This is a genomic window from Burkholderia sp. PR2, assembly GCF_052372875.1.
Lineage (GTDB): Bacteria > Pseudomonadota > Gammaproteobacteria > Burkholderiales > Burkholderiaceae > Burkholderia > Burkholderia diffusa.
Genome location: NZ_JBQRWH010000004.1, coordinates 1,894,220 through 1,916,907 on the forward strand (window position 1 = coordinate 1,894,220; position 22,688 = coordinate 1,916,907).

18 protein-coding genes and 3 pseudogenes are annotated in these 22,688 nt (G+C 61.1%); 7 read left to right on the forward strand and 14 right to left on the reverse strand.

What is annotated here, in order from left to right; all coding sequences use genetic code 11:
- Window positions 1-47 precede the first annotated feature (47 nt).
- The 3 genes from ACT2FV_RS25925 to ACT2FV_RS25935 all read right to left on the reverse strand — a co-directional run bounded on the left by ACT2FV_RS25925 (window position 48) and on the right by ACT2FV_RS25935 (window position 4,589).
- Complete coding sequence (locus tag ACT2FV_RS25925) at window positions 48-791, reverse strand: caspase family protein (protein WP_444505087.1); 744 nt, start codon at window positions 789-791, stop codon at window positions 48-50.
- Window positions 788-1,615 (reverse strand): hypothetical protein, encoded by an 828-nt coding sequence (locus tag ACT2FV_RS25930; RefSeq protein ID WP_444505088.1) that lies wholly within the window; start codon window positions 1,613-1,615, stop codon window positions 788-790. The genes ACT2FV_RS25925 and ACT2FV_RS25930 overlap by 4 nt, the downstream gene beginning before the upstream one ends.
- Window positions 1,616-2,294: 679 nt before the next feature.
- Entirely contained in the window at window positions 2,295-4,589 is a 2,295-nt protein-coding gene (locus tag ACT2FV_RS25935) for an AAA family ATPase (RefSeq protein WP_444505089.1), read from the reverse strand.
- Between the two features lie 422 nt (window positions 4,590-5,011).
- Between ACT2FV_RS25935 and ACT2FV_RS25940 the strand changes: the two are divergent.
- A pseudogene (locus ACT2FV_RS25940) lies at window positions 5,012-5,400 on the forward strand (DUF4158 domain-containing protein); the annotation flags it as partial.
- A gap of 27 nt (window positions 5,401-5,427) precedes the next feature.
- On the opposite strand, the gene ACT2FV_RS25945 reads toward ACT2FV_RS25940, so the two are convergent.
- Together ACT2FV_RS25945 and ACT2FV_RS25950 are read right to left on the reverse strand one after the other, a co-directional pair.
- Entirely contained in the window at window positions 5,428-6,078 is a 651-nt protein-coding gene (locus tag ACT2FV_RS25945) for a hypothetical protein (RefSeq protein WP_444505090.1), read from the reverse strand.
- 702 nt (window positions 6,079-6,780) lie between these two features.
- On the reverse strand, window positions 6,781-7,233 hold the full coding sequence (locus tag ACT2FV_RS25950) for a hypothetical protein (protein WP_444505091.1): 453 nt from the start codon (window positions 7,231-7,233) through the stop codon (window positions 6,781-6,783).
- Window positions 7,234-7,474: 241 nt separating this feature from the next.
- Between ACT2FV_RS25950 and ACT2FV_RS25955 the strand changes: the two genes are divergently transcribed.
- From ACT2FV_RS25955 to ACT2FV_RS25965, 3 genes and pseudogenes are all read left to right on the forward strand, one after another.
- Window positions 7,475-7,762 carry a helix-turn-helix domain-containing protein gene (locus ACT2FV_RS25955; protein WP_444505092.1) on the forward strand — a complete coding sequence of 96 codons (288 nt, stop codon included), beginning with the start codon at window positions 7,475-7,477 and terminating at the stop codon, window positions 7,760-7,762.
- 80 nt (window positions 7,763-7,842) lie between these two features.
- Window positions 7,843-7,983, forward strand: a pseudogene (locus ACT2FV_RS25960) (integrase core domain-containing protein); the annotation flags it as partial.
- 63 nt (window positions 7,984-8,046) lie between these two features.
- A pseudogene (locus tag ACT2FV_RS25965) lies at window positions 8,047-8,226 on the forward strand (IS110 family transposase); the annotation flags it as partial.
- A gap of 130 nt (window positions 8,227-8,356) precedes the next feature.
- Here ACT2FV_RS25965 and ACT2FV_RS25970 read toward each other — a convergent pair.
- Genes ACT2FV_RS25970 through ACT2FV_RS25985 form a run of 4 tightly spaced genes read right to left on the reverse strand, consistent with a single transcriptional unit; the run spans window position 8,357 to window position 14,193 of the window.
- Window positions 8,357-8,827: a hypothetical protein gene (locus tag ACT2FV_RS25970; protein ID WP_444505093.1), complete on the reverse strand. Its 471-nt coding sequence runs from the start codon at window positions 8,825-8,827 to the stop codon at window positions 8,357-8,359.
- Window positions 8,824-10,902: a hypothetical protein gene (locus tag ACT2FV_RS25975; protein ID WP_444505094.1), complete on the reverse strand. Its 2,079-nt coding sequence runs from the start codon at window positions 10,900-10,902 to the stop codon at window positions 8,824-8,826. Before ACT2FV_RS25975 ends, ACT2FV_RS25970 begins: the two co-directional genes overlap by 4 nt.
- Window positions 10,899-12,902: a tyrosine-type recombinase/integrase gene (locus tag ACT2FV_RS25980; protein WP_444505095.1), complete on the reverse strand. Its 2,004-nt coding sequence runs from the start codon at window positions 12,900-12,902 to the stop codon at window positions 10,899-10,901. Before ACT2FV_RS25980 ends, ACT2FV_RS25975 begins: the two co-directional genes overlap by 4 nt.
- Before the next feature lies 1 nt (window position 12,903).
- Entirely contained in the window at window positions 12,904-14,193 is a 1,290-nt protein-coding gene (locus ACT2FV_RS25985; protein ID WP_444505096.1) for a hypothetical protein, read from the reverse strand.
- An 820-nt stretch (window positions 14,194-15,013) separates the two neighbouring features.
- Between ACT2FV_RS25985 and ACT2FV_RS25990 the strand changes: the two genes are divergently transcribed.
- Together ACT2FV_RS25990 and ACT2FV_RS25995 are read left to right on the forward strand one after the other, a co-directional pair.
- Window positions 15,014-15,601: a ComEA family DNA-binding protein gene (locus ACT2FV_RS25990; protein WP_444505097.1), complete on the forward strand. Its 588-nt coding sequence runs from the start codon at window positions 15,014-15,016 to the stop codon at window positions 15,599-15,601.
- A gap of 88 nt (window positions 15,602-15,689) precedes the next feature.
- Window positions 15,690-16,121 carry a YidB family protein gene (locus tag ACT2FV_RS25995; RefSeq protein ID WP_059604306.1) on the forward strand — a complete coding sequence of 144 codons (432 nt, stop codon included), beginning with the start codon at window positions 15,690-15,692 and terminating at the stop codon, window positions 16,119-16,121.
- Window positions 16,122-16,250: 129 nt separating this feature from the next.
- On the opposite strand, the gene clpB is transcribed toward ACT2FV_RS25995, so the two are convergent.
- The gene (clpB, locus tag ACT2FV_RS26000) at window positions 16,251-18,848 is read right to left on the reverse strand and encodes an ATP-dependent chaperone ClpB (protein WP_124622616.1); all 2,598 of its coding nucleotides are present in this window, start codon (window positions 18,846-18,848) and stop codon (window positions 16,251-16,253) included.
- 156 nt (window positions 18,849-19,004) lie between these two features.
- Entirely contained in the window at window positions 19,005-19,523 is a 519-nt protein-coding gene (locus ACT2FV_RS26005; RefSeq protein ID WP_444505098.1) for an Rrf2 family transcriptional regulator, read from the reverse strand.
- A gap of 265 nt (window positions 19,524-19,788) precedes the next feature.
- On the opposite strand from ACT2FV_RS26005, the gene ACT2FV_RS26010 reads away from it, so the two are divergent.
- Window positions 19,789-20,349, forward strand: coding sequence for a group III truncated hemoglobin (locus ACT2FV_RS26010; RefSeq protein WP_059604299.1), 561 nt, complete (start codon window positions 19,789-19,791; stop codon window positions 20,347-20,349).
- Between the two features lie 69 nt (window positions 20,350-20,418).
- On the opposite strand, the gene ACT2FV_RS26015 is transcribed toward ACT2FV_RS26010, so the two are convergent.
- The 3 genes from ACT2FV_RS26015 to ACT2FV_RS26025 are packed head-to-tail and all read right to left on the reverse strand — an operon-like array spanning window position 20,419 to window position 22,430.
- On the reverse strand, window positions 20,419-20,895 hold the full coding sequence (locus tag ACT2FV_RS26015) for a molybdenum cofactor biosynthesis protein MoaE (RefSeq protein ID WP_059604296.1): 477 nt from the start codon (window positions 20,893-20,895) through the stop codon (window positions 20,419-20,421).
- 10 nt (window positions 20,896-20,905) lie between these two features.
- Complete coding sequence (gene moaD / locus ACT2FV_RS26020) at window positions 20,906-21,163, reverse strand: molybdopterin converting factor subunit 1 (protein ID WP_006758354.1); 258 nt, start codon at window positions 21,161-21,163, stop codon at window positions 20,906-20,908.
- Window positions 21,164-21,182: 19 nt separating this feature from the next.
- On the reverse strand, window positions 21,183-22,430 hold the full coding sequence (locus tag ACT2FV_RS26025) for a molybdopterin molybdotransferase MoeA (protein WP_059680094.1): 1,248 nt from the start codon (window positions 22,428-22,430) through the stop codon (window positions 21,183-21,185).
- Between the last annotated feature and the right edge of the window lie 258 nt (window positions 22,431-22,688).

Genomic DNA, 22,688 nt, shown 5'->3' on the forward strand with positions numbered 1-22,688 from the left:
CTGCGTCGCGTGTAAGTGCCCGGAATCTGCTGAGATTTTGCCTGCTGCTACGCTGCGACGGCGAACGGAAAATGCGGCGGCGTACGTGGCGCCAGAATCTTCGGATTCTGGTTCCCAAACATTGCGCGCTTCACAGACGGTTCCGCTACATGGTGTGCGTCAACAACGGAAAGACTCTGATAAGTACCCGATGCCGGACGCGCTGATGTCGCCCAGTCCTCCGCCGCGCTTATGAACCGTGATGCATAAGCCCCTCCGACCGGCGAGTCGCCAGCCTCTTCGCCGATATCGCAAGAATTGATGACAATTGAGGAAGAGCCGCATGCTGCAACATCCAGATCAAACGCCTTACGGCACAGCTGAGGATTCAGAACGTGCCGGCTAGCTTCGGCTTTCGCGAGAACGCGCTCTTCAAGCGCTATAGAAACAACGTTCCGGCAACAGTCGAAGACGAACGTCGCTTTACGCACGCCGTTGTTCATGTCAAATGCTGGCACGAACTGTTGGTCGTTGATCTGAAGCATGGTTTCTTCGCGAGGAGCGGAGTAATACCCATGTCCTGCAAATGCGAAGAAAAAATAGTCCGTGCCCACGGCTGCCTGAGCGAGCTGTGCACGCAACTCATCCTCTGACGGTCGGTCTAGGGTGAGAATTTCGTCTTGATGCCATGAGCCCCCAGCGGGAGATGTCATGAATGCACGGTACATCCGCTCATCTGCGTGCACGCCGTGACAATATTTCGGATCGTTTGCCTTGCCACCATACGTGACGATTATCGCTCTGCGCTTCATTCCAGTGCCTCCTTGTGCGGCGTTTGATTTTCACCTTTCGTGGACATATGTCCGGATACCCCGTTTAGGTGAGTCAGTACGGACGACAGCCACCGCTCTGAACTACCAGCCGCAAGCGCGATCAGCAAGACGGCGTCAGGGGAACCTTGGGATGCAACCAGTGCCGGTGCCAGCAGGCCGGCGCGCATGGCCATCAGCGATACCATCCCCGCAAGGCCGCCTGATACGACACGAATGAGTCCGTCCATGAGATACAGGAATCGCTCAGCGCCCCACTCAACACGTGTCTTATATAGGCGTTGCATCACGGAGATGCCGGCGCCGACGACGCCCGCGATAAACGCGAAGTCGTACCGAGCAGTCAGTGTCGCGATTGACGCCCAACCGCCCAAAAATGTCACGTTAATCGCCAGCCAAACGGCGAAGATCGCGGCAGCGGCTCCGCAACAGGCACTCACATACCATGTCCGTGATGCGCTCTTAAGTCGCTTGGCAAGATATTCGCGAGCGTCATCAGCGCAACGCCCACTAGCCGCGTAGTCCAGTTCAAGGCAACGTGCGTATGCCTCTCCGACAAGCCGAAGGAAATGATGGCGTTGATCCTTTGATAGAAAGCTGTAGGAAAGCGTTTCTACAAGCGCGACGTTTTGAAGCGCTCTTTTGTGCTTGGAAGTCGATGGATTTTGAGCGTCCCACGCATCCGACGTCACCCATTCGACATGATCGCCATGATTGATGAAAACGATGAAGTCCTCGGTCTCCAGGACCACCTCTTTCACCGGCAACCTCTGCCATTGCGGCAGCAAACCTTCTATGGTCATCATTTATTTGGACTTTTCAACTCAAACGCTTCAACAAGAGTCCCGAACTCGTGTTGACCGGACATACCCCTGATTGGTAGCCCGCTATGCGCATAACAACGGGCGTTCAGGCGCGGACGCGAAGACCTGGAACCGGCGATCTCGGACCGAGGGCACACTCAGCTTGCAAAAAAATGACACCTGCGTGGGCAGCATGGATACCCCGATCCCAGCCAGATAATTACCTCGGACCAGATACAGATTACATGGGCCATGCCACTCGCTTTAGCATGTCTCAATGACGACCGGCTTCTACTTTCCCGCGTGCCACTTCGTAAATCTTGCCGTACCGTTTGACATGGTAGCAGGCTTTGCTCCGGCCACCGGCATTGACTACCTTGGCGCCCCAGCCGATTCAATGTGCCGAAGACTACTGGCCATGGACGATGTTGTCGGGGACGTCAAGCGCGATGTGAACATGGTTGTCGCGCCGGTGGTTGGGCGATCGACCAGGCAAATTGGCCACCGCATATGCATTTGGGTCTGCAATGCATCCATGATGACCACGAAGGCCGGCGCAGAGGTGAGTCGAACATCCAAAAACCGCGGAGGCTTGCGAGTCAGCAGATGAAAAGAGCCGCCCATCTGCTCTCTCAGTATGTCAATACGCCTCCACTGGTTTCCGCAAAGGTTGACGACAGACCTATCGCCTCGCAAAAGCCAGCGTGCGCCGGGCGAAGTTGACGAGCGCCTGGTCATTGATGGCCTGCGTAGCCCATGCCGGGTTGCTGTCGTGATGGAACAGGTTCGCGTAATCCAGTAGCGCCCGAAGTTCAGTGATGTCGGCCTGCTCGAGGACTTGCGCCGGCGTATTTACCCGTTGCTCGCAGATACCAATGAACGGCCCCAGTAACCCACCGGGCGGGAATGTGGCGGGATAGGCAACGCGTGCAAAAGCCTCGAGGACCGGACGTAAGGCAACAGCTACTTGGCGCTCGGTAGCCGGATCGGCTGCTTGCAGATAACGCGTCACAAGTTCGTGACGGCGATCATGTTCCGTGATGCAGTCCTGACGCACGTCCCACGGGACGAATGTCGAGCCCGCTGCTGCGCGAACAAGCGTAATAGCAGAGCGCTCAGCTGCGTTCGCCCCTTCCCACACGTTGCATAGGAAGGGCTTCGAGTGTGAAAGTACGATTACCTGGGCAACGCGGGGAAGCAGTCGTCGCAACTCTTGCACGGTGGTCAACGAACGATGTTCGTCGAGACTCGTCATTGGATCATCGATGACAACAATCTTCTGTGCAAGTTGGGGGTCTTGCTCAAGTGACGCAAAGAAGAACGCCAGCGCCAGCGCGTTGCGATCGCCAGCGCTGAGCGTGTTGCGGAATGCCGGCCCCACATCAGCAGTCTGCGGCACCGCTGCGTTATTGATCAATACGGTGAATGTGCAGGCCGATCCTCCTCGGGTATTAACGGAGTCGACCTGGTCCAGGCGGAAACCAGCATTGAAGCGCCCCAAATACTCATTAATCGCCCCTTGGTAGGCCGGAAAGATGTTCCGTCGGTAGTCATCCAGTGCATTGCGCGCCTGCTCTCGGAGACCCTCCGTTTGGATCTTCGCGGCCTTTTCCGCCAGGTACGCCTCGCAGTGCGGCGCCACGGCCGCGGAATGACGCGCCTGGGTGCTTCGAAGTCTGGTCAAATCTGACGTCAATGCTGCCACGTTGGCCGCAGCCGTGCGTTCTTTGAGCAGCGCGATCTGAGCGTTACAGTCCAACAGGGAGTTCGAACAGGCAGTGATTTGGGCCTTGGCTGCCTCATAGGCCGCGATAGCTGCAAGCGCGGCTTCGGGTAACACAATGCCTTCCAGGGGAGCCGCCTGCTTTACGGCAAGAATTTCTGCAACCGCGTCGCGTGCCGTCGCCCAGACACGTGTCAATTCAGCAGTATCGACGGTGATCTCTGGGACCTGCAGGAACGCGCGCCAAAATGTGCGATGCTGCTCCGCCTCACGTACAGACCGTTCAAAGATGAGGGCGGCAAGACCGCCATGAATGTCGTCCAGCGCATTGATTTGCTGCGTTACATCGCGCTTCAGCCCGTCGTACGCCTCGCTGAAATATGCCTGGTAGTGGCGCAGCAGCGGCGAGCTGGCCAAATCCTGGGCACAGAATGGACAGATCTCGTGGTCCAGACCAGCGGAGACGGGGGCGACGCACTGCATACCATCATCGATCCAAGCAGCGCCGTCCCGCCCGAGCCTTGCCAGATGCTCCTGGACGGCGGCAGCAGCGGCCGCCTCAAGATCAGGCAACGTGCGGGCGAGAAGCGCGCTGACAGCCTCGGTGTCGAAGGCTGGCAAATTGAAGGCGGAAAACGTCGCAGCTTGTCGCACGAGACCGGCTGACTGTGCCGCCGCCAGGTTACGTTCCGCATCTTCGATCGTGCCGTTGATGTCGGCATCTGCTGCCAAAGCGCAAAATGCATCGACTGCCATGTCGCCCCGCGCTTGCACTGGTATCGCGTCGCTGAGCGCGCGCAAACTCCGGTTGTGTTCCTCAATACGAGCCACGTGGGTCTGTAAGGTTGCGTTAAGCGCAACGCCGGGCGCCCCCAGAATCAACTCATGTAGATTCTGCCGGTGCGACGTTCCGATCTCAACGCCCGCGCAAACGTTCTGTGCGACGAAATAATCATCGAAGACAGCGATACTAGGCAACGTGATTGACCATGCGCCGTTCTGGAAAACGAGCGGCGGGCCAGCCCGACAAGACAGGACAATGTGAGGGGGATGCTGAGCCCCGAGCCGATGGCGTTCGGTGATAAGTTGGGCGTTGCCTGTACTCGCGGATCGAAAGATAGAGGCGAGCGTCGTCTTTCCGCGACCGTTTTCGGCATAAAACAATGCCAGGCGCCCAAGTTGAAGTTGCGCCCCATCATTCACGGAGTCGAATTGCCCTATGTTCCGCAGCAATTGGATACGATCAACGCTCATGCGTAGGCCCCGGAATGTGGAATCTCGCAGATCATGTCTGGTCCCCTTTCTTCTTGGCGTGCTTTCGACCATGAACGATGGTCTACGATCATCACGTGTTTATTGAAGAAGCTTGCCGCCACAAAATCTATGAACGTCGTACGCGACGGGTGACGGGTGGATCGATGAAGACGGACCGCCGCTTAAGAAGTTCTCGCGCTATTGTCGACAATGTTTGATCTGCTGTCGACTATCCGTTCTCGCCTAATGCTACTACAGGGGTGATTGCGCCAGATTCCGCACGATCGTTGCATATGACATCAACCATGCGGACTATGCCCGCCAACTTTGGCCGGAGAGCATAGCCCGCGCACCGGACGGCTGTTGTCGACTGCGGATTCAACCCGTCGATGCAACGAATTGATGAAATGTGATCAGCCAAGATGGACCACTGGCGCCTGGCGTACCTCCGCCTGCTGTACTTCCCGCATGAGCTGACCGAGTTCGAGCTAAACACTTTCTTTACGTTCTGCGCCCACGAGCACGCCCTGATCGATGGCCGCCGCTCACATCTTTACCGCCTGGCGGTCGCATCACATCTGGGTTTTGTGCGAATGACCGGCCACACGCTCAATGCTTGCAAATACGCTCCAAGACGTTACATCTCAGCAAGCAGTTGGTCATGCCCCCGCCGGATTTGGGGACCTTGCGCGCACTGTACGATGATCGCACCGACACGCTTACCGATCGCCAGCGGCTTGCCTACGAAGTGCTTGGTGTCAAGCGCCTCGCCGTGCGCCAGCAGCGCGATGTCGCCAAAATCATCCATGAAACGTAGATGGGAAGCCGTTCGACTTGATCAGGCGACGTACGAGCCACTCATGTGCCTGGCGGCGTTAAGCAGGTCATCGCGTCGATCCAGAGCGTCCATTGGAGAGACAGGCTCGCCTTCACGCGCTCCAGTACCAGAAAGCCATCCGTTCTGAAAATGGAACCAGGCAGCGATCCTCCACGGGTCATCTACCGGGCCCAGTGCATTGAGGACGTCCTTGATGACCGGTAATGGCTGGCAAATCGCATCGAACTGGTAGCCGGCAAAGTATTCTTCCCCCTCGAACAACACGCTGAAGATATCGCCACGTCGCTTCCATTCGCTTGCTGATTGCACCTCATTCGATGGTGGGTCGGCTTGAAGCGCATTGATTTGCCCAGCGCTGAGCCAATCACCGCGCGCAAGAATTGCGCGAATAGATTTCTGGCGCTGAATGCGCTCCCCGATCAAAGTTACGGTTCGTTCCCGCAGGCCTGCGATCGCAGTTGCAATATCATCCGCGCGCTTGATCATTGCTTCATCGAAGGGCGCTTGCGTCAGAACGATCGCCACCAGATCCTCCATACCTTGCTTCAAGGAAGATACGATTGCTGGGGCGATGTCGGCCGGCAGACGCAGGCTTAGCACAACATCTGCCGTCGCAACGACCGCGGTCGATCGGTGATGGGTTCTGCTCATGGCTGTCCTCGTTCATCAGCTATTGTCACCAGTATTCTGAGAGCAATCATCCGATACGAGCTCTGCCAGCAGCGCGCGAACATGCTTCATGATCCAGATTACTTCGGCCGAGGAAACATCCCACTGTCCCGAGGAAACTTTCCGCATTACGTCAGATTCGACCTTGGAAAGCGCATCACGCAGTGACTGCGACGGATTCTCAGCTCGCTTCCTTCGGACGTAGGAAGCGAGCTGTTGGACAAGGTCTTCGCAGGCATCGTATCGTCTGGATCGCTCTTCATCGGTCAACCCAGAGACAAGCTGGTCACTCATTCGACGGAGCAGAACTTTCGGCCGGTACCCACCGACAGTGCCTGGTCCAAGCTCCCGAGGGAAATCCTCAGGAATGTTTGCAAAACTCATGGTCGCGGCCTTTATCACGAAAGTTGGCATGTAGCGATGCGGCTACCAACAATTGTTGCGCTTGAGTACTTTTGATGCTCAGGATCACAGCACATTGGCGAGGGGTGCTAAGTGAACGACGATGCCGGTCAGGCGTCATATTTGCGGAACCCTTCCTGCGTTTCTACAAGTCTCTCCGACACCTGGCTGTCGTTGATGGCCATCGACGGGCACGTTATAAAGGGATGATCGTGAGCACATGGACCAACCTTCATCGTGTCGTCGACGGCCAAGCCTCGCGTGTCGCCGCCGGGCAGCCTCTCAGCCGGCTACAACAGCGCTAGCAGCGAATCTCCGCTCGCTCACCAGTTCCGGAGGAGATGAACAATGGCGCCCCGTCCGCGTGCAGGGTTTAAGTTCACCATAGTGGGTCGAATACCACCTCCAGGGTTTGTTGACCGGATTTGACTCGCGCTCCCGCCAGATGCCGGCAACTTGATGCAAGTGGAGCCCGATACCGTCAGCGGGACGATCGAGGACATAGACTAGGTAGCCATCTTGTTCCTGCTCCGAAATCGCCTCGAGTAATACGTGTACACCGGCCAACAACCAACCTGCCGGCAGTGAGGTATAGGGCAGCCTGTTGCCCGCCGGAAGCACGAGAAAACTCAAAGTTTCGTCCGTCCACTCCACACAGTCCCACGCCTGATCTGGCATCACGAGCTGCTGTTTGGCCACATCATGCTCGGCCCACGTCGCATTCGTCACAAACATCCAAATTCCTCAAGTAACCAACTGACAACCTATCGACTGCATGTCGCACCGCCCCCGTCAGCCGCTCCCTCGGACAGCTAGTGCCCGCAGCCGAAATACCTTCTGGTATGGTCTTCTGCAGGCCTGCCCTACGCGGACCCACCTCGATCAGGGAATCGGCGATGGTAACAAATGAACACTATAGATTGTAGTCCTTTAGCGCTCTAAATGAGTACATCAAGTCCTTTATGGGAGGACTTGCATGCGCTCCGAGGCCGAGTTCGGCAACGCACTGAAGCGACTGCGCGAAATAGCCAATGTCACACAGGAAGATTTTGGATTGGTCTCGAGCCGGACGTACGTAAGTACGATCGAACGGGGTCTTAAATCGCCGACACTTGGAAAGATCGAGAAGCTTGCGGAGGTGCTTGGAATCCACCCCCTTACATTGCTAACCGTCGCCTACATGGACCGATTCACCTCGAAAGAAATCGATCGGGTGACGAACGGTCTACGGACACAGTTATTGGACATCTTCGGAGAAAAATGACAGCGGTCGCAGTGGGTCATCTCGCGGGCAACCGGCGTGCCGACCACCACTCATAGCATGCGTCCGTCAGTCTCGACGATGCGCGCAAGCGAACCGAAGCCTGGCGCACTGACTACAATTTGGTGCGCCCGCATAGCTCCTTAGGGCAACTGGCGCCGGTGAGAAATGAACATCGCGAATTAGCAATCCCGCCGACATGTCCGAATCGTCTCCAGACGTGAGTGCGCCACAGCCTAGCTGGAGCAGCCCGGTTACTATCTTCACGCCCCGATAAGTGGGCGAACCTCGCCGGACTGGCCATGCGTCGCATCGCTAATCTGCACGCCGGCGAAGCCAAGACCGATGCCCGCGACGCCGCGATCATCGCCGAAGCCGCTCGCTCGATGCCGCATACACTGCACTCGCTTCGAATGACCGGTGAGCAGTTCGCTGAGCTCACCATGCTCTGCGGCTTCGATGATGACCGACCACGGAAGCCGCGCAATGTGCCGCATGGCTGCGCGAGTGGCTACAAGAAACGTCTCAGGTCAAGTTGCCGATGCCAATCCAAAAGCGCTGGCTGGAATGTGCCGGGCTGACAGAGCTGCCGAGGAATTACCTTCGCGCTTTCAGATGAGTTACTTTCGACGCTGCTCCGAGTTTGCGCCGAAGATCTGCATTCTGTGCTTTCAACTCCTCAATCTCACGCAAGGCTTCGTTGTACTCGAGCTTGAAAAGATCGTAATGCGACATGGTCTGCGCTAGCTTTTGCTCCAGATCCGAGATCCTGCGGGCCTTTGCGTCTTCCGCTTGTGGTCGCAGGGTGGGCGCCACTTTCTTGACCCTGCTCAACCAGCGATCGAGCGCCGCAGCAGTCTCCCTATGCGTAGCGTTCTTGAGCGTCTGCGCAGAGACGCCGGCGCGGCGCAAAACTTCCAGTTTGCTGAGTCGGCCGCCGTTGCGCGGGTAGTATCCGTGCTCGGACATCTCGGCCTCGATTGTCCGCTGCGCGACCTCTATGGCCTCCACAGTTTTGCGTCGCTGCCGCGCTTGATAGGCGACAAGGGGCTTGGCGTCTCCACTCACTTCGAAGACTCCGCACAGTTACCGTTCAGCGATAGCGTTCCCATCACGCCCGCATCTATTCCCTCTAGTGCCGCTTGAACGCGGCGGTCCGAAAGGTATCTGCTCTTCACTTTCGGGAAGCGGCGAACGTGGGCGACCAACTGAGCCTGCCACCACGTTCGCATCATCGATTCATCCGACGACGGCATTTCTGCCAATATCTGCTCGATCGAGTTGGCGCAATCTTGCTCCGCAGCGGAATGTTCGAGGCGAAAACCACAGGCCGTCGAGCAGTTCGCAACATCAGGAATGCCAGCGCGTCGCGTGCACGCCCCAACTTGTCCGACGGACTTGAGGCACAGGACGCCCGCCTTGACCATGCTCACCTGGCCGTTCATCGAGAGGATTTCGGCGGCTTCGGCGAGCGTAGAAACACCAATCTCGTCTTCGCCGGAACGTGCCGTCAAGCGCTGCTTGAGATCCGACACTAACGGGGCGACAGTGCCGCCATTGCTATCGGAATACTCAATCGCACCCTTCGACAACATAACGTTGGCCTCGGTCGCAATCTTCCGGATCTCATCTTGCAGGTCCGGGTCACTGAGTATGTAGTTGAGCGTCATCTCGACGTCCCGGTGGCCCAGAATATCGAAGAGTATGGACGTCGCGCCGACAAGGGAAAGCGCCGCTAATCTGGCGACAGTCTTGCGGAAGCGATGAGGATGGATGTTGCCATTCTCGCACCAATCCTGCAATGTACGGCCGTCAACCGTGATGCTGTTCACGAACGTCCGCACTATGCCGCCGGATTGCAGCAAATCCGGAAATTCTCGAGGATCATCGCTGTGGTTCTGAAACGACAGCCAGAGGTAGCTGTGGCCGGGAGCAAAGAGGTCGGCGAGCCGCTGCTGTTGCTGGATTGCGACTACCGCGATTCGCGGCAATGGCCAGTCCCGACGCTCCCCGCCAGCTTCATCTGACAGCTTGAGAGTGTATCCCGTCAGAAGATCCTGCACCCCGACTGTTCGAAGGCAATCACGCTCCAGCCCCATGATCTCGCTGTCTCGGGCTGCAGTCGCCAGGGCCACAATGATGATATGAGCCGTCTGGAGGAGAGCGAGGAGTCCGCGCAGGGCACGCCAGTTTTGGGGTGGCCATGCTGAGAGATCAACCGCTCGGCACCCGTCACCGGGGACGCGAACAATGAACGGGAAAACGATGGGTTCACGCACCTCCTTCGCAGTCCACCGCTCGATTGCCGCGACGCGGCGCTTGGTGATAGTGTCATCGCTCGCGTTAACGGGAACCGCCCGGGCTGCGGCCACACAGCCCAGAAGCATTGGGCCTAACGCTTCGGTGAACCATAACGCGGCGTGGCCAATACGAGCGGTGACGCCGTCAGGAAGCGGCTGAAATCTCACCGCCTCTGCGCGCGCGATGTGGGGTACCGGTGTTGCACGACGTGACCGTTCGGATCTGGCTCCGATGTCGAGATTCGGCCAGTCGTCAATTACGCCCATGCGAAAGAGTGCGGCCAACTTTGGCGCAGTGTGCTTCCAAAATTGCGAGAAGCCGCCCGATAGACGAAGGTCAGCGACATCAACGGTCGTCAGTGATCGAAACAAGGCTGGGCCGTCGGGGCAAGCGCCAGAGACGTCGCGAGGTTTTTTGTTGCGGGCGATCCATGCCATTACTTTCAGGCATGCCTTACATTCCGCTATCCAGGTGCGAGCTTTACTCGGTTGGCGGACATTGCCTTTCTCGAATACGACCGGCGTCAGGAGGAATATTGCGGCGATTCGCTTGGCGCGGCGCATGAGTGCCAGCCCGAACACCGATGTCGAATCGATGCCGGGTGGCAAAGCAGTCCGGAAATCGATTCGGCGCTGGTATTCGGGGGTGTGGGACTTCGTGCGCGCCCAATGCACCGGGACGATGAAGACATCGTCGTCCATCGAAATGCCAGGCAATATCTGGATGTGCTGGATCTGTTCCCACGGCGCCGTCCATAACCTCTCGTGGTTCCCTGTGGCCGACAGAGTGGCGACATATTCGGTATGTGACGCCAAACTGACTCTTAATGCTGTCGCGCTCATGCCGGCATCTCCAATACTTCGTTCACGCCGTGTTGGTCGAAGAGGTACGCGTCGCCTTTACGCAACCGATCGATATGTTTGTCGACATGACTGATGAACTCCTGGCCGCGCGCAGGAAACGCGTGCTCGACGGTCGCCTCGATAGCCATCCATTCGATCCGGAATGATGAGGCTTCCCACCGATCGATGGGCGTTTGCCCCCGAATGACATGCAGCTCAGCCAGTCTCCGTGCAAGCGGGATAAACGATTCTGGGAATACGACCCCGTGTCGACAAAGAGTGCATCGCTGAACCGTGCATGTACCGCCTGCATGATCCGGCGCAATCTGGGGTGACGGCTGAGTTGGTTCGAGACAGCCCATCCCCATTCGTGTCCTGAGCCGATGGTCGGCGAGTCGACGCCGTTGATCTTCGGTCACATCGACGAATCGCGCTCGAACATAAAGAATCGTGGGATCCACGACCTGAAAGCGCCGGATTTCATCGAACATCGCGCTAGACCATGCGGTGTAGTCGGCGAAGCGTTGTGACAGCATCCGTCGCTGCCGCAAGTAGTGCTTTGTCGCAGAAAGATTGCTATGGCCAAGCGCACGCTTGACCAGCAGAGTGTTATAGAGACTGTTCGCATAGAGAAAGCCAGCGAACCCATCGCGAAGATCGGAGGGTGTCAACTCCGTCTGCAAACCACTTCTGACCACAATCTCGTTAAAAATGCCCCTGAAGGTCCCAGTAGTCTCCAAGACGCCAATGCGACCTGTCCCAAAGGACTTGCCTTGAGTTCGAAGGAATAGCCAGGGAGACGAAATAGCCTGACGGAGCGCCACGATTTCGTTCTGCCGCGCGGTATCCGGCTTCGGATCCGACTCGACGACCGAAAGCCGCTCGCGCAGCCAACCTCGTAGAGGTTCAGTGCGCGCAACCATATTCTTGATGACGCGGTATGGATGAAACTCCGGGCGCTCAAGGCTAAACGCGACCTGCTCGCGCCCAGTCTTGCCCTTGTGGCCGAACAGTGCGACCGTACCTCCTCCGTTACCCGCAAGTCGTTCTTGACACCACGCGTCCTGCGTCGATACATCAATATTAAAGAGGGTGTCGACGTTCCATCCGGTGTGAAGCAAGACGAGGATGGCACTGGCCACCGCGTCTTCTGCGAGGGGAACAAACCATCGGAACCGGTCAATCGTCTTCCCGTCGTGGTATCCGGTCGGAAAGGCTGGCGTTTCCTTGGACCACCGGTGGAACTTTCGCTCGGTGAGGAATTTCGTCGATGTGGATGGCTGGCCAAGCAGCACGTCGAGATAGTGACGTGTGATCGCCACCACCTGGCAACGATCAGACCAGTCGATCTTCCCATTCGGGAGAACAGTTGCAGTACGACCGAGTAGCCTTTCTCCCTCCGCTACCGCAATGCCAAATCGTCGCGCGATATCTTTCGCACAATGATAGAGCGCGCGCATCGATGCTGGGGCGACGTCTTTATGCACCGTGCCGCGCCTCTCCTGCACTGTCGGCCATACGATCTGCGCCGGGGTAACGCCAAGGGCTTGCCGCGCCGACTCCACAAGCTTGACGACGCGCTTCAGGCACCGGCGCGCCACAGAGTTTCCGAGTCTCAACTCGGTGAGCAGATGTCCCTTCAACAGTACGCCAACGCTCGGAGTGATCGCCAACACGTCATCCTCAAGCGGTTGGCCGATGGCATCCAGAGCCGCGAGGAATCGCCAGAATGTGCGAACGTGCGCGAGTTCGGAATCGATGGAGCCTTCGATCTTGTTCAATGCCCATTGCCGAAAAGCTGGCGCGAGTTGGGAGATCAGATTTGGCCGGGCGGGCAGGCCGAGCTTAGGGTCGCCGTCGAAAAATGGCTGCAGGTCGACGACGAAAGACCGGCGCTCGCCAGTCGCTGGCACCTGCCAGACGAGTGGACTAGTGCCGGGTTCAAGCAGGACAACCCGTGCCGCCGTGGTTTCTCTCTGCGGAAGTCGTTTGGTGGTCATCCTAGCCATGGCCGTCCTCAAGATAGCGCGCCCATGCGGTTCGATGCTCCGCAACCAGGAAGTGATCCGCCACCCACTCCAGGTAGCGGTCGGTCGTCTGCTCGCTCACGTGGCCCAGAACCGGGCGCATATAGGTTGTGACCAGATCACTGGCGTGCCCGATGAGCGCACTTCGCGGCAAACTGGATGCGGCGTGGCCGATCCTTTCCGTCTCTTCGTGAAGCAGGCGAAGCAGGAGCAAGCAGGCGAAGGCGTGCCGACCAGCGTGGGGGCTCCAGCCGGGGAAAGGCAGTCGCTCGCAGCGAGTCCACGCGTCATAGATCATTTTCTTGGTTAATGGCAACCCCGTATCTTCGGACAGGAACAGCGCCTCCGGACTCTTCTGTCCGGGATGCGAATGGCGAAAAGCGACTAACGCCCTCGCGCGACGCAGCCGCCGGTAGTCGTCGAGCACGTGCAGAAAACCGATGCCGAACCGGAGGGTGCGAGCTTTACCACGTTTCTCGGGGTCGCCCACCCGGCGCGCACCCTTTGTACCGTAACAGATGTCCATGCGAGCCGGGTAACCTGGCAGGACTGTGTCCGGATCAGGAACTTGCGCCGCCCGAAGCAACGCCACCTCCTCAAGGCGCATACCTGTCTCAAGAATCGCCCGACACGCCACTGCCCGAGTCGTGCCACGCCGAGCCTCGATCTCGAGAAGCCACGCGTCGATTTCCGCCACGGTGGGTATTCGCAGCCTGTCAATGCGCTCCCGAACTCGCCCGGCCCGACCCACGACGGCGTGTGACCGATTCGTCGTCGCGTGACCAGAACGATTGCGCACAGTCGACCGGGTGCCAATAACCTGGAATAACGCGCGCAGTCCGCGATCGCCGGCCCACGTCAGGAATTCGCAGACCGTCCCCACACGGCGGTTGATCGTTGCTGGCGCAAGCGGCTCGCCACGCTCACTCCACGAGCCGTTCAGTTGATCTGCCTGATAGGTACGCAAGATCGACGGATAATCCATTTCCCGCCATTGGAAGCCATTGACCTCGACATACGACAGGAAATTTTCGAGGTCCCGGCCCATCGCAAAAATGGTGTTCTCGGAGGGAATCCACACCTTGGCAGTAGGCTCGCCGTGACGGTTGTTCGGGTGCCAGTCAAGAAGGGCGCGTTCACGCAGGAAACGGTTTGCCTCGTCCGCGTAGCTCATGTTCCCGTTCATCAGAAACGGGACATGCGCGACAGCCTCGAAGCCACGCAGAATGAGAACCGGGCGGTTGCGTCTGAAAAGGAACGCCATAGGAAGTTCGCTGGTCGTACCGCCGCGGCCAGGCCAACGGCTTTTGAATCAAGCACTCTCGCAGAAGCGAGACAGCTATCTCCGCCTGCGACTGACGCCGCGCCGATGGGAACAGTGCTTCCCGATCCGCGAGGTAGGCACAAACAGCACCGTTATTCCCCGCCCATCATGCGTCGACGAGTGTTTGGTCACCCAACTCGAGAACCTTGCAGTAGAGCACCCACGCAAATCCCAGACATTCGTTGCCGCAGACTCTCGCTCCCCGCCTGCTCTGCATGAAGGCGCGACCGTCAGAAGACGGGGTGATCTGAATATAGTCTTCGCACTAAAGGGGTATCTCAATGCCGCAATCGGCAAACCTCAGCTCCGCACCCGTTCAGGAATCAAACTGCTCGGTGAATCGGCATTAGTTCCAGGCTCGATCTCGGCATTCATAGAATTAGGGTATTCTTGTGCCTGTCTTTGCGGCCAACGCAAACTCACACGACGCGCCAGCTAAACGCGATGGCCGTCTCCGCATGGACAAACCGTGCAGATCGCTTCGCGACCGTGTGGACAACCAGAACCTGTTGCCCACACTTCTGCACCGTTTGCCCACACTGCGACGGGTTCTCGCGCCGCGGTCTATTGAGGCTGCCTGACGCCCTTCGGTTGTCCTGCAAGTGAGAAATACAGGGAATCTATTGCCACCCAGTGCCAGCATTAAGTCCAAATTCAGGGTGGTACGGATATAAAGGTAGGAGTAGAAACATACGCAGTCAAGTCCTAGATATGCCATGAGTAGGTAACATTCATCCGTCAGAACCAGGGAGCCTTTGCCATGCTGAAAAAGCTGCTGATGCTGTTCGTCGCGCTGTCGCTGTCGCTCGCCGCCGGCATCGCCGCGGCCGTCGAAGTCAACACGGCCGACCAGGCCGCGCTCGAATCGGTGAAGGGCCTCGGGCCCGTGAAGTCGAAGGCGATCATCGACGAACGCACCAAGAACGGCCCGTTCAAGGACGCGGACGATCTCGCGAACCGCGTGAAGGGTCTCGGCACGAAGTCGGTCGGGCATCTCGAGGAAAACGGCCTGACGATCGGCGGCTCGTCGACGCCGCCGAAGGGCGTGAAGCTGTCGAAGCCGGCCGCGACGACGTCGGCCACGACGTCGACATCGACGTCGACGACCGCAACGGCCGGCACGACGGCGACGGCCCCGGCCGCGAGCGCCCCCGAAGCAGCGACCAAGTCGGCCAAGAGCAAGCGCATGTCGAAGAAGGAAAAGGCAGCCGCGGCCGCAGCGGCATCCGCCGATGCGGGAGCGAGCGCGCCGGCCGCAGCGTCGTCCACGAAGGCGACGAAGGGCTCGAAGAAGAAGAAGAGCAAGAAGGACAAGGCAGCCTCCGCCGCCGCGGCGTCGGGCGCCTGATATGCGCCACGCGCGCGATCGCGTGCGCGCGGCATTCGATCAACGGGCGCCGTCGTTGCGGCGCCCTTTTCAGTAAAGGTGAAGAACCATGGGTCTCCTCGACATCGTTGGCGGTCTGATCGGCGGCCAAGCCGGCGGCAACTCGCAAAGCGCGCTCATCACGACGGCGCTCGAATTCATCAACAACCAGCCGGGCGGCCTGAACGGGCTGATCGAGAAGTTCAAGGCCGGCGGCGCCGGCGACATCATCGGCTCGTGGGTCGGTAACGGCGAAAACCAGCCGATCTCGGCCGACACGCTGCAAAACGTGCTCGGTTCCGACGTCGTCGGCTCGCTGGCGAGCAAGGTCGGTATCGATCCGTCTCAGGCATCGTCGATCCTCGCGCAAGTGCTGCCGCACGTCGTCAACGGCGCGACGCCGAACGGCGAAGTGCCGGCCGGCGGCCAGGTCGATACGTCGAACGTGCTCGGCACGCTCACGCAGCTCGCCGGCATGTTCGGCGGCAGCAAGCAGGCCTGAGCCCGCAGCGCGCCGCGCTGACCGCCTCGACGGCGGTTTCGGCCGCCCCATATGCAAACACCCCGCCTGAGCGGGGTGTTTGTTTTTGCGCGCCCGGCGCGAACCGGGCGTGCGGCCGATCACTGGCAATCAGTGCACGACGCGGTCGAACACGAACGTGCCGTCGCTGACGTCGACCGGGATCACGTCCTTCGGACCAAAACGGCCCGCGAGGATCAGCTTCGCGACCGGGTTCTCGATCTCCTGCTGGATCGCGCGCTTCAACGGCCGCGCGCCGAACAGCGGATCGTAGCCGACCTTCGCGATCTGTTCGAGCGCGGTGGGCGACACGTCGAGCGCCATGTCGAGCTTCGCGAGCCGGTCGTGCAGGCGCGCGAGCTGGATCTTCGCGATCGATTCGATGTTGCTGCGATCGAGCGCGTGGAACACGACGACGTCGTCGATCCGGTTCAGGAACTCGGGGCGGAAGTGCTGCTTCACTTCGAGCCACACGGCATCCTTGATCTCTTCCTGCGGCGAGCCCGTCATGGCCTGGATCACCTGCGAGCCGAGGTTCGACGTCATCACGATCACCGTGTTCTTGAAGTCGACCGTGCGCCCCTGCCCGTCGGTCATGCGGCCGTCGTCGAGCACCTGCAGCAGCACGTTGAACACGTCCGGGTGGGCCTTCTCGATCTCGTCGAGCAGGATCACGCTGTACGGCTTGCGGCGCACGGCTTCCGTCAGGTAGCCGCCTTCCTCGTAGCCGACATAGCCCGGCGGCGCACCGATCAGCCGCGCGACGCTGTGCTTCTCCATGAACTCGCTCATGTCGATGCGGATGAGGTGCTCTTCCGAATCGAACAGGAACGACGCCAGCGCCTTGCACAGCTCGGTCTTGCCGACCCCCGTCGGGCCGAGGAACAGGAACGAGCCGTACGGGCGGTTCGGATCGGCGAGACCCGCGCGCGAACGACGGATCGCGTCCGCCACCGCGCTGATCGCCTCGTCCTGGCCGACCACGCGCTCGTGCAGTTTTTCCTCGATGTGCAGCAGCTTCTCGCGTTCGCCCTGCATCATCCGCGACACGGGAATCCCGGTTGCACGCGACACGACTTCCGCGATTTCTTCCGCGCCGACCTGCGTGCGCAGCAGACGCGGACGCGTCGGGTTGTGCTGCTCCTGCTCTTCGGCCTGCGTGACCTGCTTCAGTTGCGACTCGAGTTGCGGCAGCTTGCCGTACTGCAGCTCGGCGACCTTCTCGAGCTTGCCTTCACGCTGCAAGCGCGCGATGTCCGCCCGCACCTTCTCGATCTCTTCCTTGAGCTGCGCGCTGCCCTGCACCGCAGCCTTCTCGGCAGTCCAGATCTCTTCCAGGTCCGCATATTCGCGGCCGAGGCGTTCGATCTCTTCCTCGATCAACTGCAGGCGCTTCTGCGACGCCTCGTCCTGCTCCTTCTTCACGGCCTCGCGCTCGATCTTCAGCTGGATCAGACGACGATCGAGCTTGTCCATCTCTTCGGGCTTCGAATCGATTTCCATCTTGATCTTCGACGCGGCCTCGTCGATCAGGTCGATCGCCTTGTCCGGCAGGAAGCGGTCGGTGATGTAGCGATGCGACAGCTCGGCCGCGGCGACGATCGCCGGGTCGGTGATGTCGACACCGTGGTGCAGTTCGTACTTCTCCTGCAGCCCGCGCAGGATCGCAATCGTCGCCTCGACGCTCGGCTCGTCGACGAGCACCTTCTGGAAGCGGCGTTCGAGCGCGGCGTCCTTCTCGATGTATTTGCGGTATTCGTCGAGCGTGGTCGCGCCGATGCAGTGCAGCTCGCCGCGCGACAGCGCCGGCTTCAGCATGTTGCCTGCGTCCATCGCGCCTTCGGCCTTGCCGGCACCGACCATCGTATGGATCTCGTCGATGAACACGATCGTCCGGCCTTCGTCCTTGGCGATGTCGTTGAGCACGGCCTTCAGACGCTCCTCGAACTCGCCGCGATACTTCGCGCCGGCGAGCAGCGCGGCCATGTCGAGCGACAGCACGCGCTTGCCCTTCAGCGTCTCGGGCACTTCGCCGTTGACGATCCGCTGCGCGAGCCCTTCGACGATCGCCGTCTTGCCGACACCCGGCTCGCCGATCAGCACCGGGTTGTTCTTGGTCCGGCGCTGCAGGATCTGGATCGAACGGCGGATTTCATCGTCGCGGCCGATCACCGGATCGAGCTTGCCCGCGCGGGCGCGCTCGGTCAGGTCGACCGTGTATTTCTTCAGCGCCTCGCGCTGGCTTTCGGCGTCCTGGCTGTGCACCTGCGAGCCGCCGCGCACCGCGGCGATCGCGGCTTCGAGCGCCTTGCGCGTGAGGCCGTGCTGGCGCGCGAGCTTGCCGGCTTCGCCCTTGTCGTCGGACACGGCGAGCAGGAACATCTCGCTCGCGATGAACGTGTCGTTGAGTTTCTGCGCCTCCCTGTCGGCCTGGTTCAGCAGCCCGGCCAACTCACGGCCGATCTGGATGTCGCCGCCCGTGCCCGTTACTTGCGGCAGGCGCGAGATGGCTTCGTTCAGCGCGCCTTGCAGCGCCTGCACGTGCACGCCCGCGCGCGACATCAGCGAGCGGGCGGAGCCGTCCTGCTGAGCGACCAGCGCCGCCAGCACGTGAACGGGTTCGATGTATTGATTGTCGCGGCCTGCCGCGAGGCTTTGCGCGTCCGCGAGTGCTTCCTGGAACTTGGTGGTGAGCTTGTCGATTCTCATTTGGCGAGACCTCCAATTTTCGATTAACACCAAGATGAGGATGGTTATACGGGTTTCAAGCGAAATTCGGGTTGATTCAGCGCAAAAATCGCCGGGTGGCGATGCGGCGGCCTGCGGGCGGGCCGCCGCCCGGATGGTGGCGGTGGTACCGGCGTGTCAGCCGACCTTCGACGACGATTCGGCGGACGCCGATGCGTCATCCCCGGACGGCTCGGCACGCACCAGCGCGATCGGACGAATGCCCAGCAGCGCGACGAGCGGCGACGCGGGCACGGTCAGCTCGCCGAGCGTGTGACGGTCGAGTTCGGCGAAGAATGCGTCGCGCGCGGCCGCCAGCACGCCCTTCAGGCGGCAATGCGGCTCGATCACGCAGTCGCGCGACGCGTCGCCGTCGGCCGCAAAGCAGCCGACCAGCGCGAAATCGTTCTCGGTCGCCCGCACCACCTGGCCGACCGTCAGCTTCAGCGATTCGGGGAACAGCCGCAGCCCGCCGTTGCGGCCGCGCACGGTATCGACCCAGCCGAGCTCGCCGAGCTGCTGCACGACCTTCATCAGATGGTTCTTCGAGATGCCGTAGGCGTCCGAGATCTCCTGGATCGTCGCGAGCCCCTCGCCGCGCACGGCGAGGTACAGCATGACGCGCAGCGAATAGTCGGTGTAGTCAGTGAGTCTCATGAGCGAATACGGAAAATGATCGATCGCGCCCCGATCAAGCGGGACGGATCAATCGGAACGCGCGCCGGGATGGTTCTCAAGGCCGCTTGACGGCGCCGGGTTGCCGGGACGGCCTGCGCGCAATAATATTCATGAAATCTACGCATTTTTCGGGCATTGATGGACGCTATTTTGCGTCAAAATTCTGTCGGCGTCCTGCGCGTTGCCCACGCTGCCGTTCCGCGGGCACGACACCGACGCCCTGATTTTCCCGGCCCTTTTTTCCATGACCGCCCTGCCCGCCTCGCCCGATACCGCCCCGGCCCGCCCTCGCGACGCCGAGCCAACAGAAGACAATATCCGCGACCTCGTGTACGCGTTCTACGACCGCGTGCGCGCCGATCCGCTGCTCGGCCCCGTGTTTGACGCGAAGCTGGATGGTCGCTGGGACGACCATCTGCCGAAGATGGTGAGCTTCTGGTCGAGCCTCGTGCTCGGCACCAAGGGCTATCGCGGCAACGTGCAGCAAGCGCACCAGCCACTCGACGGGATCGAGCCCGCGCATTTCAGCCGCTGGCTGTCGCTGTTCCTGAAGACCGTCGAGGGGCGCTACACACCGCCCGCGGCCATCCGCTTCATGGAGCCCGCGCTGCGCATCGCGCAGAGCCTGCAGTTGAGCCGCTTCGGCTGGGATTATCAGATTCCACCCGAGCAGCAGGCGCTGCTCGACGCGATCGCGCCACGCCGCCGCGACACGGGCGACGATCCGCATGCGCTGCCGTCACGCGCCCGCGGCGAGCCGTTTCCGACGAAGATCATCGGGCGCGGCACGGATCCGGACGCCTGACACCTCGATTCGCAGCGCCGGAGCGCTCGAGTGCCTGCGGCACATCGCCGCACGACACGTACGCCGCGCTCAACGCGGCGTGTTGCCCGATTCGACGCCCCAGCGCGCGAGCGCCGCATCGTCGGTGCTGCGAGCATCGACCCAGCGCTCGCCGTCGGGCGTCGTTTCCTTCTTCCAGAACGGCGCCTCGGTCTTCAGGTAGTCCATCACGAACTCGCACGACGCGAACGCATCGCCGCGATGCGATGCGACCGTCGCGACCATCACGATCTGGTCGAGCGGCAGCAGCCGGCCGACGCGATGCACGATCGCGACGTCGATCCCGGGCCAGCGCCGGCCAGCCTCGGCGGCGATCTTCTCGAGCGCCTTCTCGGTCATCCCCGGATAATGCTCGAGCTCCATCGCCGCGACCGAATCGCCTTCGTTCAGGTCGCGCACGGTGCCAACGAAGCAGGCGACCGCGCCGATCTTCGGGTTGCGCGCGCGTAGCGCCGCCACTTCGGCGTTCAGGTCGAAATCGTTGGCCTGCACTCGTACCGTAGCCATCGCCCGCCTCTCAACCACCCGTCACGGGCGGAAAAAACGCGACCTCGCAACCGTCGGTGAGCCGCGTATCGGGGTCGGTCATCTCGTGATTGCATGCCATGCGCAACGCGCGCCCTTCGGCGAGCGTCTCGGCCCACGCGCCGCCGCGCAGGCGCAGCCATGCGCGCACGTCGCCAACGGTCGTCACGCCGTCCGGCACGTCGGCCTGCTCGTCGGACACGCCCAGTGCCTCGCGCACGCTTGCAAAGAATTTCAGTTGAATCTTCATGGGTCAGGAAGCCGTCGCGTTACGACAGCAGTTCGGAAAACGGAATGAAACGCACGGTCTCGCCTGCGCTGATCGCGTGCTGCGGCGGATTGTCGATCAGGCCGTCGCCCCAGACCGTCGACGTCAGCACCGCCGAGCTCTGGTTCGGGAACAGGTCGAGGCCGCCGGCCGCGTTGACGCGCGCGCGCAGGAATTCGTTGCGCCGGTCGCCCTTGCTTTGCGAGAAGTCCGCGCGCAGCGACAGCGCGCGCGGCGCGACGTCGCGCACGCCGGACAGGCGCAGCAGGAACGGCCGCACGAACAGCAGGAACGTGACGAAGCTCGACACGGGATTGCCCGGCAGCCCGATGAAGTGCGCGTCGGGATGCGCGTCGCCGCGGCGCACCGCGCCGAACGCGAGCGGCTTGCCCGGCTTCATCGCGATCTGCCACAGCGCGAGCCGACCTTCGGCTTCGACGGCCGGCTTCACGTGATCCTCGTCACCGACCGATACGCCGCCGCTCGTCAGGATCACGTCGTGATCGCGCGCGGCCTCACGCAGCGTGTCGCGCGTCGCGGCGAGCGAGTCGGGCACGATCCCGTAGTCGGTCACGTGGCAGCCGAGCCGCTCAAGCAGTCCGCGTAGCGTGAAGCGGTTCGAATTGTAGATCGCGCCGGGCTTCAGCGGCTCGCCCGGCATCGTCAGTTCGTCGCCGGTGAAGAACACCGCGACGCGAATCCGCCGCGCGACCGACAGCTGCGCGCAGCCGACCGACGCGGCCAGCCCGAGCGCCTGTGGCGTAAGCCGCGTACCGGCCGGCAGGATCACCGAACCCTGGCGGATGTCCGCGCCCTGCGCGGTGATCCATTCACCGGCCTTCGGCGTGTGGAGGATTTCGACCGCATCGCCGTCGGCCGACGCCTGCTCCTGCATCACGACGGCATCGGCGCCGGGCGGCACCGTCGCGCCGGTGAAGATCCGTGCGGCCGTGCCCGCCGCGAGCGGCGCGGCCGGGTGGCCCGCCGGAATCCGCTGCGACACCGGCAAGCGCCGCTCGCCGTGCAGCAGGTCGGCGACGCGCACGGCATAGCCGTCCATCGCGCTCGTATGCATCGGCGGCACGTCGAGCGGCGAGCTCACGTCGGCCGCCAGCACGCGGCCGAGCCCGTCGAGCGTGGCGACGGTTTCAGCGCCGGGCAGCGGCTTCGCGGCTTCGAGCAGCGCGGCGAGCGCTTCGGCGGTCGACAGCATCGGCGCGCGCGGCGCCGCGGGATTCGGGTTCGACATCGATGGAATCGGGGATCGTTGGAATCAATACGTCATTGTAGCGACGCCATCGCGCCCACGTGCGATATGCCGGACATGCGACAACCGTGATCGGCGCGAACGCGCGGCACTGGCACTTGATTCGCGCGCCATCTGACAATGCCCCTGCGCGCGGCCGCCACCAAGCGAAACGGCCGGAACCCCGATCCGTGTGACGAATCGGCATTCCGGCCGTCCTGCGCCGCCGGGCTTGCGACCCCGCGGCCCGAGGCTACCCCG

Excerpts from the sequence above, each read along its gene's own strand:
- ACT2FV_RS25980 (WP_444505095.1), bottom strand. The coding sequence starts at position 12,902 with ATGACCACCAAACGACTTCCGCAGAGAGAAACCACGGCGGCACGGGTT.
- ACT2FV_RS25995 (WP_059604306.1), top strand. The coding sequence starts at position 15,690 with ATGGGTCTCCTCGACATCGTTGGCGGTCTGATCGGCGGCCAAGCCGGC.
- ACT2FV_RS26010 (WP_059604299.1), top strand. The coding sequence starts at position 19,789 with ATGACCGCCCTGCCCGCCTCGCCCGATACCGCCCCGGCCCGCCCTCGC.
- ACT2FV_RS26015 (WP_059604296.1), bottom strand. The coding sequence starts at position 20,895 with ATGGCTACGGTACGAGTGCAGGCCAACGATTTCGACCTGAACGCCGAA.
- clpB (WP_124622616.1), bottom strand. The coding sequence starts at position 18,848 with ATGAGAATCGACAAGCTCACCACCAAGTTCCAGGAAGCACTCGCGGAC.
- moaD (WP_006758354.1), bottom strand. The coding sequence starts at position 21,163 with ATGAAGATTCAACTGAAATTCTTTGCAAGCGTGCGCGAGGCACTGGGC.
- ACT2FV_RS25950 (WP_444505091.1), bottom strand. The coding sequence starts at position 7,233 with ATGTTTGTGACGAATGCGACGTGGGCCGAGCATGATGTGGCCAAACAG.
- ACT2FV_RS25955 (WP_444505092.1), top strand. The coding sequence starts at position 7,475 with ATGCGCTCCGAGGCCGAGTTCGGCAACGCACTGAAGCGACTGCGCGAA.
- ACT2FV_RS26005 (WP_444505098.1), bottom strand. The coding sequence starts at position 19,523 with ATGAGACTCACTGACTACACCGACTATTCGCTGCGCGTCATGCTGTAC.
- ACT2FV_RS25930 (WP_444505088.1), bottom strand. The coding sequence starts at position 1,615 with ATGATGACCATAGAAGGTTTGCTGCCGCAATGGCAGAGGTTGCCGGTG.
- ACT2FV_RS25990 (WP_444505097.1), top strand. The coding sequence starts at position 15,014 with ATGCTGAAAAAGCTGCTGATGCTGTTCGTCGCGCTGTCGCTGTCGCTC.
- ACT2FV_RS25945 (WP_444505090.1), bottom strand. The coding sequence starts at position 6,078 with ATGAGCAGAACCCATCACCGATCGACCGCGGTCGTTGCGACGGCAGAT.
- ACT2FV_RS25935 (WP_444505089.1), bottom strand. The coding sequence starts at position 4,589 with ATGAGCGTTGATCGTATCCAATTGCTGCGGAACATAGGGCAATTCGAC.
- ACT2FV_RS25925 (WP_444505087.1), bottom strand. The coding sequence starts at position 791 with ATGAAGCGCAGAGCGATAATCGTCACGTATGGTGGCAAGGCAAACGAT.
- ACT2FV_RS25975 (WP_444505094.1), bottom strand. The coding sequence starts at position 10,902 with ATGAGCGCGACAGCATTAAGAGTCAGTTTGGCGTCACATACCGAATAT.
- ACT2FV_RS25985 (WP_444505096.1), bottom strand. The coding sequence starts at position 14,193 with ATGGCGTTCCTTTTCAGACGCAACCGCCCGGTTCTCATTCTGCGTGGC.
- ACT2FV_RS26025 (WP_059680094.1), bottom strand. The coding sequence starts at position 22,430 with ATGTCGAACCCGAATCCCGCGGCGCCGCGCGCGCCGATGCTGTCGACC.